Raw genomic sequence first — 18,197 nt, forward strand, 5'->3', positions numbered from 1 at the left:
ATTGGTGGAACAATCAGTAGATCACATATCTCTATGCCTGTCTTATTTTACCCGCCCATTACTGGGGATTCCTCAGCGCCGAAGCGGGATTTTTCTTTTTACCCTTTGCGACTCAAGGTCGCCTGACCCTTGCCTAATCCATCTGGGCCGTAAAACGCCTGCGTCTGGTGCGGTTTAAGCACGGCCAGCGCATCATGGGTATAGCGGATTTGATGCTGCAGCAGAATCCCATTGTGCGTATTGGTATCACGCAAACGACGGGTATGCTGCTGAATGCTCTGCCATCGGCGTTCACGATCGCTGTGACCACCATATGGCGCCTGGGTACCGAGTGATTTTTCGGTATTGCGGCGCATCTCGTCCAGATAATTCAACGTGGTCAGCAGCGCGCTTTTGTCTTCTGATATGCGCTGTAACAGGTTGCCATTAACCTGGCCGGCAGAAAGTTGCTGTTGCTCTTCATCCATCACTACGGTGAGTGAAGCCAGCACATCCTGCATTTTGTCTAAGGTGGTCAGCAGATTGTCCATTGGGATCAGTTACCCTCTAAATACGCCTTGGTATCGGCGATCAGCGCATCGGCGATCTTACCGGTATCCATTTTCAGTTCACCATTACGAATGGCGGTTTTCAGTTGTTCAACACGTGCGGTGTTGATGTCTTTACTGCCAGGCTGCATCAACTGCGCCTGAGCGGCACTCAACTTCACTTCCGCACCGCTTTCGCTGGTGGTGGTTGTGGTGGCAGACGTGGTGGTTTGACGCACCTTGCTGCTGTTGTCGTTGGTGTCGCGAGACTGTACAGTGCTCACCGGGTTTAATGGTTGCGTTCTTTCGATGCTCATGGTCTTGCTCCTGTAAGGTCAGTTGGGGGGCAGCCAACTGAGTCAGCATAGGGTAATGTCTTTGTTGATATCTCTATCGGCAGAACAGCAGGGTTCTTTAACGCTTTATAGCGATATCAGAATATTCCCATCCGCGTCGACGCGACCGCTGACCACCTGCCCATTTCCCATGCGTACACGCACCATTTGAGCTGCACTGGCGTTGTTCAGCGCACGTCCTTCGCTGCTGGCATTAAACCCGTTTCCACTCGCCACTACCATCACATTTTGACCCGCTTTAACACGCCATGGCTGACGCAACATGGAAGCGGTTACCGCCTGTCCTGGGGGGATATCGCGCAGCGCAATCGCATCGGCCACGCTGTTGTGATCAAACAGGGCGCGTGGCGGTAATTCATCCAGACGACCGGTTTCCATGCGGAAGTCATTTGGGTCGAGCGTTGTTCCGCGCATCACCTGACGACTGGCCACCAGATATTGCCCTGTGACCTGCACCTGCACCTGCAAAAAGCGACGATTCTGCGCACAGTTAGCTGAAATGCTGAGGTTACCCCACTGGCGGCTGTTGCCCGGGAGCTGCAGCTCCGGCGTATCGCACGTCGGCCACTGTTCTTGTGGCGTACGAATCACCACGGTCATACCCGCCGCGTGCTGCGGATCGCGCGCTTTAAAAAACTGGGTTAACTGAGCGGTTAAATCCGCTGAATAGCCGGGCAGCGCGATGGCCAACAAAAGGGTGGCCAGCAAGGGTGGAAATGTGCGCATAAACGCCTCCTGTCGAGAAGATGGCCTGAGTCTACTCTTCGCGCGAAAAATTCAATGTCAAAAATAGCCGTTATTTTTGCTGCTATTCAGACGATCACCCTTGCTTTTGTCCACTTAAGCTGTCAGCTCAAAATTCTCATTCGCGGAGGAAGCATGCTCGACAAACTCGATGCCGCGCTGCGATTTGGTACAGAAGCGTTAAACCTGCGTGCTCAGCGTCAGGAAATCCTGGCGTCAAACATTGCCAACGCCGATACCCCGGGCTACCAGGCGCGGGATATCGACTTTGCCAGCCAACTGAGCAAGGTGATGGAGAACGGTCGTGCCGAAGGCAGCAGCATGGCGCTGAAGGTGACCTCTTCTCGTCACATTGCGGCAGAGACCAATTCTCAGCCGTCAATGGACCTGATGTATCGCATTCCCGATCAACCTGCCGCGGATGGCAACACCGTGGATATGGATCGGGAACGTACGCAGTTTGCTGATAACAGCCTGAAATACCAAACCGATCTCACCCTCATCAGTAGCCAGATCAAAGGCATGATGAACGTACTGCAGGGGCAATAATCATGGCATTGCTGAATATCTTTGATATCGCCGGTTCTGCAATGACGGCGCAGTCTCAGCGCCTTAACGTCAGCGCCAGTAACCTGGCCAACGCCGACAGCGTCACCGGACCGGATGGCCAGCCTTACGTGGCGAAGCAGGTGATTTTCCAGACCGATGCGGCACCGGGTGCGGCAACGGGCGGTGTCAAAGTGGCTGGCGTGGTCAACGACCCAACGCCCGCCAAACTGGTGTATGACCCGGGCAATCCGATGGCGGATGAAAAGGGCTACGTCAAGATGCCGAATGTGGATGTTGTCTCAGAAACCGTTAACACCATGTCAGCGTCGCGCAGCTATCAGGCCAACGTCGAAGTGCTGAACACGGTGAAGTCAATGATGATGAAAACCCTGACCATGGGTCAATAACGGAGCACGATCATGAGTGTAGCAGTAGGCGTTAACGCCAATCTTGACCCAACGGTCCTCAGTTCTTCCAGTTCTACCGATACCGGCAACAGTGCACAGGACCTGCAGAACCAGTTCCTGACCATGCTGGTGACGCAGTTGCAGAACCAGGACCCCACCAATCCGATGGATAACAGCCAGCTCACCACCCAGTTGGCACAGATCAATACCCTAAGTGGTATTGAGAAGTTGAATACCACCCTGGGCTCTATTTCCGGTCAGTTGACCACCAGCCAGTCACTGCAAAGCACCACGCTGATTGGTCATGGCGTGATGATCGATGGCAGCCAGATCTTGGTTGGAAGCGGCACTACCACGCCATTCGGTGTGGAACTGACTACCGCTTCCACCGCCACTACCGCCACCATCAAAGATGCCAACGGAACAGTGGTGCGCACCATCGATTTGGGCGCACTGACGTCAGGTGTGCATGCCTTCTCGTGGGATGGTACTGATGCCAATGGCGCAACCGTGGCCGACGGCAAATATTCTGTTTCGATCGCCGCCAGTAACGGCAGCACACAACTGGTGGCCCAGCCGCTCAACTATGCCTACGTCAATGGCGTGAGTACGGTCGATGACACCGCAAAACTGGATCTCGGCACCATGGGCTCCGCCACTCTTGATGAAGTTCGTCAGATTCTCTAACTCAATTTAAGCAGGAGACACGCTATGTCTTTTTCTCAAGCTGTAAGTGGTATGAATGCGGCCTCCAGTAACCTGGATGTCATCGGTAACAACATCGCCAACTCCGCCACTGCAGGTTTCAAATCCAGCACCATCTCTTTTGCCGATATGTTCGCGGGTTCAGACATCGGTATGGGTACTAAAGTGGCTGCGGTCATTCAGAACTTCAACGACGGTACCACCACTTCAACCAGCCGTGGTCTGGATGTGGCACTGAGCGGTAACGGTTTCTTCCGCATGACCGATGCCGCGGGTAGCGTGTATTACTCACGTAACGGCCAGTTCACTTTGGACGAAAACCGTAACCTGGTGAACACCCAAGGCATGAGCGTGACAGGTTATCCGGCAACCGGTACGCCGCCAACCATTCAAACCGGTGCTAACCCAGTGGCATTGAGCGTCCCGACCACGCAGATGGCCGCGCGCGCCACCACTACCGCAGGTCTGGTTTCAAACCTGAACTCTACCGATACTGTGCCAACCGTGACCACCTTCAGTGCGTCTGACGTTGATAGCTATAACGCGAAAAGTACCGTGACGGTGTATGACTCACAGGGTAACGACCACGCGCTGGACCTGTACTACGTCAAAGATTCTGCGAGCAACAGCTGGACCGTACATGCGCTTGACTCGACCACTGGCGATGACCTGGGCAGCTTCAACATGCAGTTCAGCACCAACGGCCAGCTGACCAGCGTGACGGACAGCAATAATAATACGACTACCAGTACTGTTTCCCTCACTTTGAACCCATCAGCAACAGCGACTGCCGCTAACGGCGCAGCCGCTAACCAGGTGATCAGCCTGAGCCTGTTGGGCAGTGCACAGCAAAACACCGGCACCACCTCATTCGGAAACCCGACTCAGGATGGTTATGCGCCAGGCGATTTGACCAGCTACGCCATCAACGATGACGGCACCATCACCGGTACTTACTCCAACCAGAAGACTCAGTTACTGGGCCAAATCGTGCTGGCCAGCTTCTCTAACCCGGAAGGCTTGCAGTCAGAGGGCGACAACGTCTGGTCGGCAACCAACTCTTCAGGTCAGGCAGCGATTGGTCTGGCGAACACCGGCACTTACGGTTCACTGACCTCAGGCGCACTGGAAGCTTCCAACGTTGATCTGAGTAAAGAACTGGTCAACATGATTGTTGCGCAGCGTAACTATCAGGCGAACAGCCAGACCATCAAAACGCAGGATCAGATCCTCAACACCCTGATCAACTTACGTTAATACGCTAACGGGATTGCACTATGGATCACGCAATATATACCGCGATGGGCGCGGCCAGTCAGACGATGGAACAGCAGTCTGTGACCGCCAGCAACCTCGCCAACGCTTCAACGCCGGGTTTTCGTGCCCAGCTCAACGCGTTGCGCGCGGTGCCGGTGAATGGTTGGTCACTGCCTACGCGTACCCTGGTGGCGGCCTCTACACCGGGCGCGGACATGACACCCGGCGCGATGGACAACACCGGGCGCCCGCTGGACGTGGCGGTACAGCAAGATGGCTGGCTGGCGGTGCGCACCGCTGACGGTTCTGAAGCTTATACCCGCAACGGCAACATGCAGATCAGCTCGACCGGTATTTTGACCATTCAAGGCAATCCCGTGATGGGCGATGGCGGTCCAATCGCCATTCCACAAGGCTCTGAACTGACTATCGCGGCTGACGGTACCATCACTTCGCGTAATGCGGGTGATGCGCCGAATGCCACGGTACAAATTGGCAAGCTGAAGTTGGTGCGCGCCACGGGGAAAGAGCTGCAGCGTGGTGACGACGGCATGTTCCGTCCGACCCAGGCCACGCAGGCTTCGCGCGGTGCGGCACTGGCCAATGATGCCACTGTTGCCGTGATGCCGGGCGTGCTGGAGGGCAGCAACGTCAAGCCGGTGGAAACCATGGTCGATATGATCGCCAACGCCCGACGTTTTGAGATGCAGATGAAAGTCATCACTAACGTCGATGAAAACGAACAGAAAGCCAATCAACTGCTCAACATGAGCAGCTAAGGCGTAAGGAAAACAGCATGATTCGTTCTTTGTGGATCGCGAAAACCGGTCTTGATGCCCAGCAAACCAATATGGACGTCATCTCGAACAACCTCGCCAACGTGTCGACCAACGGGTTTAAACGTTCACGTGCGGTGTTTGAAGATCTGATGTACCAAACGCTGCGTCAGCCGGGTACTCAGTCCTCTGAACAAACAACGCTGCCATCAGGTTTGCAGATTGGTACCGGTGTACGTCCCGTGACCACCGAACGCCTGCATACCCAAGGCAACCTGTCGCAGACCAGCAACTCGAAAGATGTGGCGATCAACGGTCAGGGTTATTTCGAAGTGCAGATGCCGGATGGCACCTCTTCTTATACCCGCGACGGCTCATTCCAGGTTGATCAGAATGGCCAGTTGGTGACCAATGCCGGTTATCCAGTGCAGCCGGGGATAACCATTCCTGCTAACGCCACCAGCATCACCATCTCGCGTGACGGTGTGGTGAGCGTGACGCAGCAGGGGCAGACGAACCCGGCACAGGTGGGGCAGCTGACGCTGAGCACCTTTATGAACGATGCCGGTCTGGATAGCCTGGGGGAAAACCTTTACCAGGAAACTCAGGCATCTGGTGCGGCCACGCAGAGCACGCCAGGCCAGAACGGCGCGGGCTTGCTCTATCAGGGTTATGTCGAAACCTCGAACGTCAACGTGGCGGAAGAGTTGGTGACGATGATCCAGACACAGCGCGCATATGAAATCAACAGCAAAGCGATCACTACCTCTGATCAGATGCTGCAGAAATTAACCCAGATCTAATCTGGTGTCTTTGGGCCAGCCTGGCTGGCCCGATTAAGAACATGAATAAGGTCAGAACTCCGTGGCGAAGCAAGTGATTCTCAAGCCTGGGCATTGGTTAGTAGCCACGCTGCTACTGACACTTAACGGTTGTGCGTTGGTACCGCGCACGCCACTGGTACAAGGCGCGACCACGGCTGAACCGACGCCATCTGCACCTCCGGTGGTCAACGGTTCTATTTTCCAGGGCGTGGCGCCGCTGAACTACGGCTACCAGCCACTGTTTGAGGATCGTCGTCCTCGCAACATTGGCGATACCCTAACCATCACGCTGCAAGAAAATGTCAGCGCCAGCAAAAGTTCTTCCGCCAATGCCAGCCGCGATGGCAGCAACAGCTTTGGCGTGACCGGCGTGCCGACGGGGCTGAATGGACTGGTCGGTGCCAGCGGCGAGAAAGTGGGCGTCGATGCAACCGGCAAAAATGACTTCGCTGGCAAAGGTGGCGCAACCGCCAATAACACCTTTACCGGCACCATCACCGTTACGGTTAATCAGGTGTTGTCCAACGGCAACCTGCGCGTCGTCGGTGAGAAACAGATCGAAATTAACCAGGGCACCGAATTTATTCGCTTCTCTGGTGTGGTTAACCCACGCACCATCAGCGCCAGCAACGCCGTGTTGTCAACGCAGGTGGCCGATGCACGTATTGAGTACGTCGGAAATGGCTATATCAATGAGGCGCAGACCATGGGCTGGTTCCAGCGTTTCTTCCTGAACGTCTCGCCGATGTAATCGAGGTAATGATGAAAATAAACACTCTGCTGCGTCTGGGCCTGAGCTTACTGCTTGGCATCAGCCTGGTTGCCCATGCTGACCGCATCCGCGATCTGACTTCCGTGCAGGGCGTGCGCGATAACCAGCTGATCGGTTACGGCTTAGTGGTAGGTCTGGACGGAACCGGTGACCAGACCACGCAGACCCCATTTACCACGCAAACTGTCAGTAACATGCTGTCGCAGTTAGGTATCACCGTACCCACCGGCACCAATATGCAGCTGAAAAACGTGGCTGCTGTTATGGTGACGGCCAAACTGCCTTCTTTTGCGCGCCAGGGACAAAACATCGATGTGGTGGTCTCTTCACTGGGTAACGCCAAAAGCTTACGCGGCGGTACACTGTTAATGACGCCGATGAAAGGCGTCGATAACCAGGTTTACGCCTTAGCACAAGGTAACATCCTGGTCGGTGGTGCGGGCGCATCAGCAGGTGGCAGCAGTGTGCAGGTCAACCAGTTGAACGGTGGGCGCATCACCGGTGGGGCGACGGTTGAACGTGAGTTGCAGAGCAACTTTGGCAGCCAAAACACCATTAACCTGCAGCTGAATAATGAAGATTTCACCATGGCGCAGCGCATCGCCGATGCCATTAACAGCCGTGGCATGGGGTCAGCGCAACCTCTGGATGCGCGCACGGTGCAGATTCGCGTATCGCCAAACAACACCTCGCAGGTTCGTTTGCTCTCTGAAATCCAGAACATTGACGTTTCTGTGCCGCTGGAAGATGCCAAGGTGATCATCAACTCCCGTACCGGTTCTGTCGTAATGAACCGCGAAGTGACGCTGAACACCTGTGCCGTTGCGCAGGGTAACCTGTCCGTCACCGTGAACCAGCAGCAGAACGTCAGCCAGCCGAACACGCCGTTCGCCGGTGGTCAGACCGTAACCACCAACAATACACAGATCGATGTTCGTCAGAGTGGCGGGGCACTGCAGCGCGTAAATTCCAGTGCCAACCTCAACAACGTGGTGCGTGCGCTGAATGCCTTGGGTGCCACACCGATTGAGCTGATGTCGATTCTGCAATCGATGGAAAGTGCAGGCTGTCTGCGCGCCAAACTGGAAATCATCTGATGACTGATACGCAATCGATGATGAATGCGGCGTTTGACAGCCGCTCACTCAATGATCTGAAACGTGAAGCTGCCACCGATCCTAAAGGAAAGGCGCTGCAGGTGGCGAAACAGGTTGAGGGAATGTTCGTACAAATGATGTTGAAGAGCATGCGTGAAGCCTTGCCGAAAGATGGCATCTTCAGCAGTGATTCCACACGTATGTATACCTCGATGTACGATCAGCAGATTGCACAGGAAATTGGAAAACGTGGTTTGGGTATGGCGGACCTCATCGTCAAGCAGATGCAGCCGGCGCAGGAACCGGATGAAACCGCAGGGACAGTACCGATGAAGCTGGATAACAGCTTCATCTATAGCAACCTGCCTTCGAACCAGTTAGAGCAGATGGTGCGCAAGGCTGTACCGCGCTTGCCGGTTTCACCTTCCAGCTTGCCTGCGGACAGCAGCGATTTTATCTCGCAGCTGGCGCAACCGGCGCAAGTCGCTAGTCAGCAGAGTGGCATCCCGCATCACTTGATTCTGGCGCAGGCCGCGCTGGAGTCGGGCTGGGGACAACGTCAGATTCTGACGCGTGATGGCAAGCCAAGCTACAACGTGTTTGGTATCAAAGCGGGCGGTGACTGGAAGGGTGCCACCACCGATATCATGACCACGGAATATGAGGGCGGCGTGGCACATAAAGTCCGCGCTACCTTCCGCGTTTACGGCTCCTATATGGAGGCGCTGAGTGACTACGTCAAACTGCTCTCCAATAACCCACGCTATGCCGCGGTGGCCAATGCGGCTACGCCGGAGCAGGGTGCACGCGCCCTGCAGGAGGCAGGTTACGCCACCGATCCAAAGTATGCGCAAAAGCTGGTGGGAATGATCCAACAATTCAAAAACATGGGCGAAAAAGTGGTGAAGGCGTATAGCCAAGATATCACCGATTTGTTCTGATTTTTTGCCTCAAGTTTCACTTAAGCACGCCGATAACCAACATAAGCTGCGGGCGTTCTGGCCCGCACAATCGCACTGATGACTGCCAGCCCGGTTAACGGGAAATTAAGGAACCGAGATGTCCAGCATAATTAACTCAGCGATGAGTGGGCTGAGCGCCGCACAGGCCGCATTAAGCACCACCAGTAATAACATCAGTAACTACACGGTAGCGGGCTATTCACGTCAGACTATCCTGTTAAATCAGGCAAACAGCACGTTATCGGGCAACAGTTATTACGGCAATGGCGTGAACGTCACCGGCGTGCAGCGTGAATATGATGAGTTTATTACCGCCCAGTTGCGCGGTTCCAGCGCCAACTACAGTGCGGTGAACACCCAATATTCTCAGATCTCCAATATCGACGATCTGCTTTCAACCTCGACCACCAGCCTGTCGACATCCATTCAAAGCTTCTTTACCAACGTGTCAAACGTGGTCAGTAATGCTAACGATCCTTCAGCGCGTCAATCGATGCTGAGCTATGCGCAAGGGCTGGTGAATCAGTTCCAGACTACGTCGCAATATCTGACCAACATGCAAAGCAGCGTCAACACGGATATTTCATCCAGCGTTGATCAGATCAACACCTATACCGGTCAGATTGCCGATCTCAACGCGCAAATTGCCAAACTCACCACGTCAGATGGTTCGGCGCCTAATGATCTGTTGGACCAACGTGATCAACTGGTGAATAACCTCAATAACGTGGTCGGCGTTACTGTCTCGCAGCAGGATGGCAGCTACATCGTTTCTATGGGTAGCACTACGCTGGTCAACGGCAAAAACACCACACAACTGGTCGCAATGCCATCCAGCAGCGACCCATCGCGCACCACTGTGGGTTATGTTGATAAGTCTGCGGGCAATGTCGAGATTCCAGAAAAAACCCTGACCACCGGTTCATTAGGCGGGTTACTGGCTTTCCGAACTCAGGATCTCGACACTGCACAAAATCAATTGGGCCAGCTTGCGGCCGCTTTCACCACCAGCTTTAACGCGGTGCAAACCGCGGGTTACGACAGCAACGGCGATCAGGGCACAGACTTCTTTACCATCGGTAGCCCAACGGTGGTAAGCAATACCAAAAACACCGGAACCGCAGAGGTCACCGCAGCATGGTCCGACAGCAGTGCGCTGAAAGCCTCAAATTATACCGTGAGCTATGACGGTACGAATTGGTCGGTCACGCGTATGTCAGACAACGTTAAAGTTACCCCCACGCAGGGCACTGACGCGGACGGCAACACCACGTTAAGTTTCGATGGCCTTGACCTGACGGTCACCGGTGACGCGCAAGCTAAAGACAGTTTCCTGGTGAAACCAGTGCAGGACGTGATCGGTGGAATGTCAGTGGCGATTACGGATGAATCACAGATTGCCGCCGCATCCTCTGCGACCAGCGGTGAAAGTGATAACACCAACGCTCAGAAGATGCTGGATCTGCAGAACTCAAAACTGGTGAATGGCAATGCCACCCTGGCACAAGCCTATGCCACGATCGTCAGCACCGTGGGTAACAAAACCAGTTCGCTGGAGACGGCAAGCACGACCCAAGAGAGCGTAGTGACTCAGTTAACCGATCGTCAGCAATCAGTTTCTGGTGTCAACCTTGATGAAGAGTACGCCAACCTGACTAAGTATCAGCAGTTTTACATGGCGAATGCGCAGGTATTGCAAACCGCCAGCACCATTTTCAATGCGCTGATGGATATCCGCGGCTAAGTCAACAGAGGATAAAAACCCATGCGTTTAAGTACCAATATGATTTTTGACCAGCAGGTACGCGGTATCACTGGTTCACAAGCTTCATGGTTAAAAGTAGGCGAACAGCTTTCTAGCGGTCTGCGCGTTAATAATCCGTCTGATGACCCGATTGCTGCAGCAAGTTCAGTCATTCTGGCGCAGTCGCAGGCTAAGAGTAGCCAGTACGCCACCGCGCGTACCTTCGCGAATCAAAGTTTGTCGCTTGAAGAAAATACATTACAGGGTGTGACCTCTGCCATTCAGTCGGCGCAGACCACTATCGTTAATGCCTCTACCGGCACATTGAGTGACGATGACCGTGCATCTCTGGCTACTCAGTTGCAAGGCTTGCGCGATCAGTTGCTGGGTCTGGCTAATAGCCAAGATGCCAGTGGCCGCTATATTTTTGCCGGTTATAAAACCGAATCGGCACCGTTCAGCGACACAGGTACTGGCGTAACCTATGTCGGCAGCGACGATGCGATCAGTCAGAAGATCAGCGACAGCCGCACGATGACCGTCGGCAATACCGGTGACTCAGTGTTCATGTCTATCACCAGCAATGCCAAAGCCGAACCAGATGGTACTGACAGCGAAACCAATCTATTCACCATGCTGGATACTGCAATTGCTGCATTGAAAGTGCCGCAGGATGATGCCGATGATGCGACTAAGCAGACGTTCCAGGACGCAATGGATAAGACCAACCGTGGTTTGAGCAACTCCCTCAACAATGTGTTAGCCGTGCGTTCTGATGTCGGGATTAAAATGGATGAAGTGGATACACTTGATGCACAAGGCGATACCAATGACACCATTATGGCCACGCAGATGAGTAACCTGGTGGATGTCGATTACACCTCTGCGATCTCCAGCTACACCATGCAACAAACGGCACTGCAGGCGTCCTACAAGACCTTTACTGATATGTCGCAGATGTCGCTGTTCCAACTGAATTCTTAATAACTGACCTGAAAATTTGAGCGTGCTTAAACCGGGCGCGCTTAGTTTCTCCCACCGCCTTTCGAGGCCGTGGGATTTTTTTTGCGCAATTTATTGCGCTTCTTACCGGCAATAAAAAACCCCGAACCAGTCGGGGTTTTGTTATCGCTTTACGGCTTAAGCTTAAACGCTTTCTGGACGTGTAGCCGGTGCTGTCGCCTGATGAGTGGCGCTGTGGCCACCTGCAGAACCACGACCGTCAAAGTCGAACGGTGGGCGAACCCAGTCGCTGTGACGAACCGCTTCAGGTTCCCATGCCGGCGCCGGTGCTTTGGTCATCGGCGCAGTGGCATGATGCTTCCAGCGGGTTTCAGCGTTGTTTACAGCAGTGTCACGCGCGGCAGCGGGTGCATGCGGTTCCGCGACAGGCGCAACAGGCGCTTCAGCAGCAACCGGTGCACTCAGCACTTCTTCCACTTGCGATTCGACCGTTGGCGCCACATCTGCTGGGGTTTGTTCAGCGGTGACGACAGCTTCACGCACGACTTCTGCTGCAGGCTCAACTTCTGCCTCAGGTTCAGCATCTGCTACGGGTGGAACATCTGCGACGGCTTCAACAACAGGCTCATCAGCGGTGATGGCCGGGACCGCGTCTGCCGCCGTCTGTTGCGCAATCTGCTCATCAGCAGCCGGGATCACGGCAGGTTCTTCGTTGACCGGAGCGGCAACAGGTGCCAGATCATCCGTATTCACCACTGGCACTTCAGTGTGTGCCTGCGGTTCAGCGTGATGAACGATCTCTTGTGTTTCAGGCTGCGCGACTTCAGTTGATGCCGCTTCCGCTGCCACAGGTTGAGTATCCGGCTCACCAGTATGCTGATAGCTGTAATCTGGCATTTCGTTCAACGCTTCCGGAGAAGAGAACTGCTCGTGCGTCTGAGCAACCGGATAGGTAATCCAGACTTTGCCTGACGCCATTTCTGGCGAAGCAGAGGCTGATTCCAGCGGCATCGCAGACTGCGTTGGGTAACGCTCGTCACGATAGCGACGACGGCGCTGACCACTCACGCGCAAGTGACGAGGAGAACGACGTGAACGGCGCGGCATATTGGCGCTATCACGGTTTTCGTTGTCATCTTGCTCATCATGGGCCGCTTCAGGTTGCTCATTGAACTGAGTGCGCTGTGCAGTTTCAACCGCAGCGTCTGAAACGCCTGGGGTTGGAATCGCGGCGGTCACATCAGTGGTATCACCCACGCGGACACGCTGATTCAGCTGGCGCGGTTTACGACGCGGCATGACTTGAACGCGTTCTTCTTCCTGGGCAACGTTTTCGTCAACGATATCAGTCTGAACGGCATCAGCGGCTTTCTGATCCTGCTGCTGAGTGCGTTTTTCTTCCTGACGACGACGCTGACGCTCAGCACGCTGTTCACGGCGCTGCTGTTGCTGCTCATCACGCTGCTGCAACTGCTCTTCAGTCAGTGCAGGGCGCTCGCCACGTGGCTCGTTCTGACGCTTATTGCGGCGATTGTCTTGGTTATCACGAGGCTCACGTGCTTCGCGCGGTTCACGCGACTCGCGAGGTTCACGTGCTTCACGCGGTTCGCGAGCTTCACGACCCTGCGAATTGTCGCCATTACGCGGAGTGCGTTCACGGCGATTGTTACTGCGGCGGTTGTTACGACGTTCGCCACGCTGTTGATTGTTCTCACCTTCAGCGGCTTTCTCTTCTGGCTTAACTTCCGCTGGCGCTGCTGCAGGTGCATCACCCGCGAACAGTTTTTTCAAGCCACTCAGAAGGCGAGCAACAAAGCCGGTGCTGGCAACAGCAGGTGCAGCAGTGGCGGCAGGTTTAGCATCGGCTTTCGCCACAGGCTGGCTGGTTTGTTCAGCTTCAACCGGCGCAGGTGGTGCATCCGGCATCACGAACGCGGCAAGTGCTGGCTGCTCAGGACGACGACGCTCAGCATGCTCTTCTTCCGAAGGCAACGCCATCTCAGCTTCATGCAACTTCGGCAGGTGATAAGAGAGAGTCTGCGTCTCTTCACCTTTGCGCACGCGCAGCACGGAGTAATGTGGCGTTTCCATCTGATCGTTCGGCACGATAATGGCACGGACGCCACCCTGGCGCTTCTCGATAGCGCTGACTGCATCACGTTTTTCGTTCAGCAGGTAAGAGGCTACCGGCACAGGTACAATCGCATGCACTTCTTTGGTGTTGTCTTTCAGCGCTTCTTCTTCAATCAAACGCAAAATAGACAAAGAGAGCGATTCGTTATCACGAATGGTGCCGGTACCGCTACAACGTGGGCACACGTGGTGACTGGACTCGCCCAATGAAGGGCTAAGGCGCTGACGCGACATTTCCAGTAAACCGAAACGCGAAATGTGGCTGATCTGAATGCGTGCGCGGTCCTGACGGACGGCTTCGCGCAGACGGTTTTCAACCGCACGCTGGTGACGGACTGGTGTCATATCGATGAAGTCGATAACGATCAGGCCACCAAGGTCACGCAAGCGCAGCTGGCGCGCGATCTCATCAGCGGCTTCCAGGTTCGTATTAAACGCCGTTTCTTCGATATCACCACCGCGCGTGGCACGTGCGGAGTTGATGTCGATAGCGGTCAACGCTTCAGTGCTGTCGATAACAATCGAACCACCGGAAGGCAGACGCACTTCACGCTGGAAGGCGGATTCAATCTGCGACTCGATCTGATAATGGCTGAACAGCGGAATTTCACCGGTGTACAGTTTAATTTTGCTGCTGAAGTCAGGACGACCCAAGGCAGCGATATGCTGACGAGCCAGTTCCAGTACTTTCGGGTTATCGATAAGAATTTCACCGATATCCTGACGCAGGTAGTCGCGGAAGGCGCGCACAATGACGTTACTTTCCTGATGGATCAGGAAAGGTGCAGGGCGGCTATCGGCGGCTTTTTTAATCGCTTCCCAGTGTTTCAGTCGGAAGCTGAGATCCCACTGCAGTGATTCGGCAGATTTGCCCACGCCCGCAGTACGAACGATTAAGCCCATGCCGTCTGGCAGTTCCAGCGCGGAGAGTGCTTCTTTCAGTTCGGTACGGTCATCACCTTCGATGCGACGGGAAATGCCACCGGCACGCGGGTTGTTCGGCATCAGTACCAGATAGCTACCGGCCAGTGAAATAAAGGTGGTTAATGCAGCACCTTTATTACCGCGCTCCTCTTTATCAATTTGAACGATAACTTCCTGACCTTCACGCAGCACATCTTTGATGTTCGGACGACCATGTGCGTTGTAATTGGCAGGGAAATATTCGCGGGAAATTTCTTTCAGAGGGAGAAAACCGTGGCGTTCAGCACCGTAGTCTACAAATGCAGCTTCGAGGCTTGGTTCAACACGGGTGATTTTACCTTTGTAGATGTTGGCTTTTTTCTGCTCGTGTCCGGGGCTTTCGATATCCAGATCGTACAGACGTTGTCCATCAACAAGGGCAACGCGCAACTCCTCCTGCTGAGTTGCGTTAATTAACATTCTTTTCATCGTGACTTACTCGTTATTCTCACATGAGTGATAAAGCTGCGGGCATCGTTACCCATGGACGAGAATCAACCGATGGCCTCGTGTCTTAATGCACTGCCGTCAACCTCACGGTTGTCGTCGGCTAAAGAGGCGCAAATCTTGTCGGTGGCCTGTTTTTCATAAGGAAAACCAGCGCCTGAAGGTGGAATTGCTACAAAGTATTCAGAAATCCACACATCCTAGTCTGTCGTCCAGGCCGCAACCCGCAGCCCGCTAAGTGCCTGATTAAACATCACGTCTTACGCCATTGCTGCGTGTCAGTTTCATCCGGCAAAATACCTTAATTTCGCTCTTTTTCCTGCCTGACTCTTTCCAGGACAGAAACCCCTGCATTATTCCATTGCTCACCAACATATAGCAAGGCGACTTTTGCCGAGCTGTGAAGTTTGTGCATCCTTAACCTGTTCATTTGCAGGGCTTAACCTCACTTTGAGGAAAAAGTCATCATCAAGACCTTTTCCCAACGCGATAAAGAGAGAGTTAAGCACAGAAAAAGGGGTGGCGCTATCCAGGGACACTATTTAGAATCGCCGCCATGAAAACAGAGAATCCCGGCGTACAGTATGTCGCCATTACGGCTGAAAATGCCGGACAACGAATTGATAACTTTTTGCGCACCCAGCTCAAGGGCGTGCCGAAAAGCATGATTTATCGCATCTTGCGTAAAGGCGAGGTTCGCGTAAATAAAGGTCGCGTCAAAGCAGAGTACAAACTGGAAGAGGGCGACGAAGTTCGTATTCCTCCAGTGCGGGTTGCCGAGCGAGAAGAGCAGGCGGTATCGCCTAAACTCGACAAAGTCGCGGCGCTGGCGCATGCCATCCTGTACGAAGACGATCATTTACTGGTGTTGAACAAACCTTCAGGCACAGCAGTTCATGGCGGAAGCGGCCTGAGCTTTGGGGTTATTGAAGGTCTGCGCGCACTGCGTCCGGAAGCGCGTTTCCTGGAATTGGTTCATCGCCTTGACCGTGATACCTCGGGCATTCTGCTGGTGGCTAAAAAACGCTCGGCGCTGCGTTCGCTGCATGAGCAGTTGCGCGAAAAAGGCATGCAGAAAGATTACCTGGCACTGGTGCGCGGCGACTGGCCGTCACATTTGAAAGTTGTGCAGGCTCCTTTGCTGAAAAATATTTTGCAAAGTGGTGAGCGTGTGGTGCGCGTGAGTGCGGAAGGTAAGCCTTCTGAGACGCGCTTTAAAGTTGAAGAGCGCTTTGGCTTTGCGACGTTAGTAAAAGCGAGTCCGGTCACCGGCCGTACGCATCAGATTCGCGTGCACACGCTGCATGGTGGACATCCGATTGCGTTTGACGACCGTTATGGCGATCGTGAATTTGACCGCCAACTCGCGTCAACGGGTCTGGCTCGCTTGTTCTTGCACGCGGCAGCCCTGACCTTCACACACCCGAATACCGGGGAAGTGTTGCGGATGGAAGCGCCGCTGGATAATGCGCTTAAGCATTGCCTTGCACAGCTACGTCAGAAAAAAGCGTGATGCAACGGGCATCAACCTAATGCGTTGATGCCCACTTTTATGAGCATTTCATTCAGCGCAATCAGCGGTAGCCCAATTAATGCATTGGGATCGCGTCCCTCAAGCCGTTCAAACAGACAAATTCCCATCCCTTCACTTTTAAAACTGCCTGCACAGTTCAACGGTTGTTCCTTTTCTACGTAGTAGCGAATCTCTTCATCACTTAAGGTGCGGAAATGCACTTTAAAGGGCTCAACAATCACCTGCTGTTGCTGACTTTGCGGTTGCATCAACGCCAACCCGGTGTAAAAAGTGATCACCTTACCGCTGGCAGCCGAAAGTTGCTGGCAGGCATTTTCAACGGTATGAGGTTTTCCCGTAATCACACCATCCAATACGCAAACCTGATCTGAGCCGATGATCCAGTGGTCAGGGTAATCTTTTGCCAGTGCCTGAGCCTTGGCTAACGCCAGGCGTTGCACCAACGCATGCGCGGATTCATCGGGCCATGGGGTTTCGTCACAATCTGGGGCGGCGGCTATGAACGGCAGGCCAAGCTTAGCCAGCAAGGTCTGACGGAAAGGAGAGGTCGAAGCCAAAATTAACGGAGTCATCATTTTTTTTCAGAATAGATAGCGTAAAGATGACAGTCATTTTAAACTATGCGCCGCACTGGATGCGACTAACGGGTGAAAGATGCTGTAATCCGGCCTTTTTCTTTGACTCTATGACGTTACAAAGTTAATATGCGCGCCCTATGCAAAAGGTAAAATTACCCCTGACGATCGATGTGGCCCGTGCCGCGCAAAAACGCCTTGATTACCAAGGTGTGTATGCACCTGAATTGGTGGCGCGTTTGGCTGAAACGGTCGTGAGTGTGGACAGTGATGTGGAATGCACCATGTCGTTTGCGATTGACAACCAGCGCTTAGCGGTTCTTGAGGGAACAGCTGAAACGCAGGTGACTCTGTCATGTCAACGCTGCAACCAGTCGTTTTCGCATCATGTTCACGTAAGCTATTGCTTCAGTCCTGTCTCTTCTGATGAGCAGGCCGAGGCACTGCCGGAAGCGTACGAGCCAGTTGATATCAATGATTTCGGCGAAATCGACTTGCTGGCAGTCATCGAAGATGAACTCATCCTCGCGCTGCCTGTCGTTCCGGTGCATGATTCTGAACACTGTGAAGTGTCCGACGCGGACATGGTATTTGGGAAGTTGCCTGCAGAGGCAGAAAAACCAAATCCATTTGCCGTATTAGCCAGTTTAAAGCGTAAGTAATAGGAGTAAGGTCCATGGCCGTACAACAGAATAAACCAACCCGTTCTAAGCGTGGTATGCGTCGTTCACACGATGCGCTGACCACCGCAGCTCTGTCAGTAGATAAAGTTTCTGGTGAAACTCATCTGCGTCACCATATCACTGCGGATGGTTACTACCGCGGTCGCAAGGTTATCACCAAGTAATTCTTTGCGGTTACG

General features: G+C 53.9%; 19 protein-coding genes. 14 read left to right on the plus strand and 5 right to left on the minus strand.

Features of this window, described 5'->3' with window-relative positions:
* Nucleotides 1-98 precede the first annotated feature (98 nt).
* The 3 genes from flgN to flgA form a co-directional block, all read right to left on the minus strand.
* Nucleotides 99-530, minus strand: a complete 432-nt coding sequence (gene flgN / locus QMZ30_RS12095) for a flagellar export chaperone FlgN (RefSeq protein WP_283227577.1) — start codon at nt 528-530, stop codon at nt 99-101.
* Nucleotides 531-535: 5 nt separating this feature from the next.
* A complete protein-coding gene (gene flgM / locus QMZ30_RS12100) occupies nt 536-844 on the minus strand; it encodes a flagellar biosynthesis anti-sigma factor FlgM (protein ID WP_283227578.1) in 309 nt (102 codons plus the stop codon).
* Between the two features lie 105 nt (nt 845-949).
* Nucleotides 950-1,609, minus strand: coding sequence for a flagellar basal body P-ring formation chaperone FlgA (flgA, locus tag QMZ30_RS12105; protein ID WP_283227579.1), 660 nt, complete (start codon nt 1,607-1,609; stop codon nt 950-952).
* 153 nt (nt 1,610-1,762) lie between these two features.
* On the opposite strand from flgA, the gene flgB reads away from it, so the two are divergent.
* The 11 genes from flgB to flgL all read left to right on the plus strand — a co-directional run bounded on the left by flgB (nt 1,763) and on the right by flgL (nt 11,704).
* Nucleotides 1,763-2,176: a flagellar basal body rod protein FlgB gene (gene flgB / locus QMZ30_RS12110; RefSeq protein ID WP_039333634.1), complete on the plus strand. Its 414-nt coding sequence runs from the start codon at nt 1,763-1,765 to the stop codon at nt 2,174-2,176.
* Nucleotides 2,177-2,178: 2 nt separating this feature from the next.
* Nucleotides 2,179-2,583, plus strand: a complete 405-nt coding sequence (gene flgC, locus QMZ30_RS12115; RefSeq protein WP_034830669.1) for a flagellar basal body rod protein FlgC — start codon at nt 2,179-2,181, stop codon at nt 2,581-2,583.
* 12 nt (nt 2,584-2,595) lie between these two features.
* A complete protein-coding gene (gene flgD / locus QMZ30_RS12120; protein WP_039333636.1) occupies nt 2,596-3,270 on the plus strand; it encodes a flagellar hook assembly protein FlgD in 675 nt (224 codons plus the stop codon).
* Nucleotides 3,271-3,294: 24 nt separating this feature from the next.
* Nucleotides 3,295-4,545 (plus strand): flagellar hook protein FlgE, encoded by a 1,251-nt coding sequence (flgE, locus tag QMZ30_RS12125; protein WP_283227580.1) that lies wholly within the window; start codon nt 3,295-3,297, stop codon nt 4,543-4,545.
* A 20-nt stretch (nt 4,546-4,565) separates the two neighbouring features.
* The gene (locus QMZ30_RS12130; protein ID WP_283227581.1) at nt 4,566-5,324 is read left to right on the plus strand and encodes a flagellar basal body rod protein FlgF; all 759 of its coding nucleotides are present in this window, start codon (nt 4,566-4,568) and stop codon (nt 5,322-5,324) included.
* A 17-nt stretch (nt 5,325-5,341) separates the two neighbouring features.
* Nucleotides 5,342-6,124, plus strand: a complete 783-nt coding sequence (gene flgG / locus QMZ30_RS12135; RefSeq protein ID WP_039333642.1) for a flagellar basal-body rod protein FlgG — start codon at nt 5,342-5,344, stop codon at nt 6,122-6,124.
* 61 nt (nt 6,125-6,185) lie between these two features.
* A complete protein-coding gene (locus QMZ30_RS12140) occupies nt 6,186-6,896 on the plus strand; it encodes a flagellar basal body L-ring protein FlgH (protein ID WP_039333644.1) in 711 nt (236 codons plus the stop codon).
* A gap of 11 nt (nt 6,897-6,907) precedes the next feature.
* A complete protein-coding gene (locus QMZ30_RS12145; RefSeq protein ID WP_283227582.1) occupies nt 6,908-8,014 on the plus strand; it encodes a flagellar basal body P-ring protein FlgI in 1,107 nt (368 codons plus the stop codon).
* Entirely contained in the window at nt 8,014-8,955 is a 942-nt protein-coding gene (gene flgJ / locus QMZ30_RS12150) for a flagellar assembly peptidoglycan hydrolase FlgJ (protein ID WP_039333648.1), read from the plus strand. The genes QMZ30_RS12145 and flgJ overlap by 1 nt, the downstream gene beginning before the upstream one ends.
* Before the next feature lie 118 nt (nt 8,956-9,073).
* A complete protein-coding gene (flgK, locus tag QMZ30_RS12155) occupies nt 9,074-10,720 on the plus strand; it encodes a flagellar hook-associated protein FlgK (RefSeq protein ID WP_283227583.1) in 1,647 nt (548 codons plus the stop codon).
* A gap of 21 nt (nt 10,721-10,741) precedes the next feature.
* Nucleotides 10,742-11,704, plus strand: a complete 963-nt coding sequence (gene flgL / locus QMZ30_RS12160; RefSeq protein ID WP_283227584.1) for a flagellar hook-associated protein FlgL — start codon at nt 10,742-10,744, stop codon at nt 11,702-11,704.
* Between the two features lie 162 nt (nt 11,705-11,866).
* Here the strand turns inward: flgL and rne are convergent, their stop codons facing one another.
* A complete protein-coding gene (gene rne, locus QMZ30_RS12165; RefSeq protein WP_283227585.1) occupies nt 11,867-15,208 on the minus strand; it encodes a ribonuclease E in 3,342 nt (1,113 codons plus the stop codon).
* A 574-nt stretch (nt 15,209-15,782) separates the two neighbouring features.
* Between rne and rluC the strand changes: the two genes are divergently transcribed.
* Nucleotides 15,783-16,739 carry a 23S rRNA pseudouridine(955/2504/2580) synthase RluC gene (rluC, locus tag QMZ30_RS12170; protein ID WP_283227586.1) on the plus strand — a complete coding sequence of 319 codons (957 nt, stop codon included), beginning with the start codon at nt 15,783-15,785 and terminating at the stop codon, nt 16,737-16,739.
* An 11-nt stretch (nt 16,740-16,750) separates the two neighbouring features.
* Here the strand turns inward: rluC and QMZ30_RS12175 are convergent, their stop codons facing one another.
* Nucleotides 16,751-17,332, minus strand: coding sequence for a Maf family protein (locus QMZ30_RS12175; RefSeq protein ID WP_502921480.1), 582 nt, complete (start codon nt 17,330-17,332; stop codon nt 16,751-16,753).
* Nucleotides 17,333-17,475: 143 nt separating this feature from the next.
* Here QMZ30_RS12175 and yceD point away from each other — a divergent pair, with 143 nt between their 5' ends.
* Together yceD and rpmF are read left to right on the plus strand one after the other, a co-directional pair.
* A complete protein-coding gene (gene yceD / locus QMZ30_RS12180) occupies nt 17,476-17,997 on the plus strand; it encodes a 23S rRNA accumulation protein YceD (protein ID WP_058973586.1) in 522 nt (173 codons plus the stop codon).
* A 14-nt stretch (nt 17,998-18,011) separates the two neighbouring features.
* Nucleotides 18,012-18,182, plus strand: coding sequence for a 50S ribosomal protein L32 (rpmF, locus tag QMZ30_RS12185; protein WP_007885783.1), 171 nt, complete (start codon nt 18,012-18,014; stop codon nt 18,180-18,182).
* The last annotated feature ends 15 nt before the right edge of the window (nt 18,183-18,197 follow it).

Origin of the sequence: Pantoea sp. EA-12, assembly GCF_030053355.1 — a bacterium.
Lineage (GTDB): Bacteria > Pseudomonadota > Gammaproteobacteria > Enterobacterales > Enterobacteriaceae > Pantoea > Pantoea vagans_C.

Coding starts and splice junctions, on each gene's coding strand:
- flgN (WP_283227577.1), bottom strand. CDS start 530: ATGGACAATCTGCTGACCACCTTAGACAAAATGCAGGATGTGCTGGCT.
- flgM (WP_283227578.1), bottom strand. CDS start 844: ATGAGCATCGAAAGAACGCAACCATTAAACCCGGTGAGCACTGTACAG.
- flgA (WP_283227579.1), bottom strand. CDS start 1,609: ATGCGCACATTTCCACCCTTGCTGGCCACCCTTTTGTTGGCCATCGCG.
- flgB (WP_039333634.1), top strand. CDS start 1,763: ATGCTCGACAAACTCGATGCCGCGCTGCGATTTGGTACAGAAGCGTTA.
- flgC (WP_034830669.1), top strand. CDS start 2,179: ATGGCATTGCTGAATATCTTTGATATCGCCGGTTCTGCAATGACGGCG.
- flgD (WP_039333636.1), top strand. CDS start 2,596: ATGAGTGTAGCAGTAGGCGTTAACGCCAATCTTGACCCAACGGTCCTC.
- flgE (WP_283227580.1), top strand. CDS start 3,295: ATGTCTTTTTCTCAAGCTGTAAGTGGTATGAATGCGGCCTCCAGTAAC.
- QMZ30_RS12130 (WP_283227581.1), top strand. CDS start 4,566: ATGGATCACGCAATATATACCGCGATGGGCGCGGCCAGTCAGACGATG.
- flgG (WP_039333642.1), top strand. CDS start 5,342: ATGATTCGTTCTTTGTGGATCGCGAAAACCGGTCTTGATGCCCAGCAA.
- QMZ30_RS12145 (WP_283227582.1), top strand. CDS start 6,908: ATGAAAATAAACACTCTGCTGCGTCTGGGCCTGAGCTTACTGCTTGGC.
- flgJ (WP_039333648.1), top strand. CDS start 8,014: ATGACTGATACGCAATCGATGATGAATGCGGCGTTTGACAGCCGCTCA.
- flgK (WP_283227583.1), top strand. CDS start 9,074: ATGTCCAGCATAATTAACTCAGCGATGAGTGGGCTGAGCGCCGCACAG.
- flgL (WP_283227584.1), top strand. CDS start 10,742: ATGCGTTTAAGTACCAATATGATTTTTGACCAGCAGGTACGCGGTATC.
- rne (WP_283227585.1), bottom strand. CDS start 15,208: ATGAAAAGAATGTTAATTAACGCAACTCAGCAGGAGGAGTTGCGCGTT.
- rluC (WP_283227586.1), top strand. CDS start 15,783: ATGAAAACAGAGAATCCCGGCGTACAGTATGTCGCCATTACGGCTGAA.
- QMZ30_RS12175 (WP_502921480.1), bottom strand. CDS start 17,332: ATGACTCCGTTAATTTTGGCTTCGACCTCTCCTTTCCGTCAGACCTTG.
- yceD (WP_058973586.1), top strand. CDS start 17,476: ATGCAAAAGGTAAAATTACCCCTGACGATCGATGTGGCCCGTGCCGCG.
- rpmF (WP_007885783.1), top strand. CDS start 18,012: ATGGCCGTACAACAGAATAAACCAACCCGTTCTAAGCGTGGTATGCGT.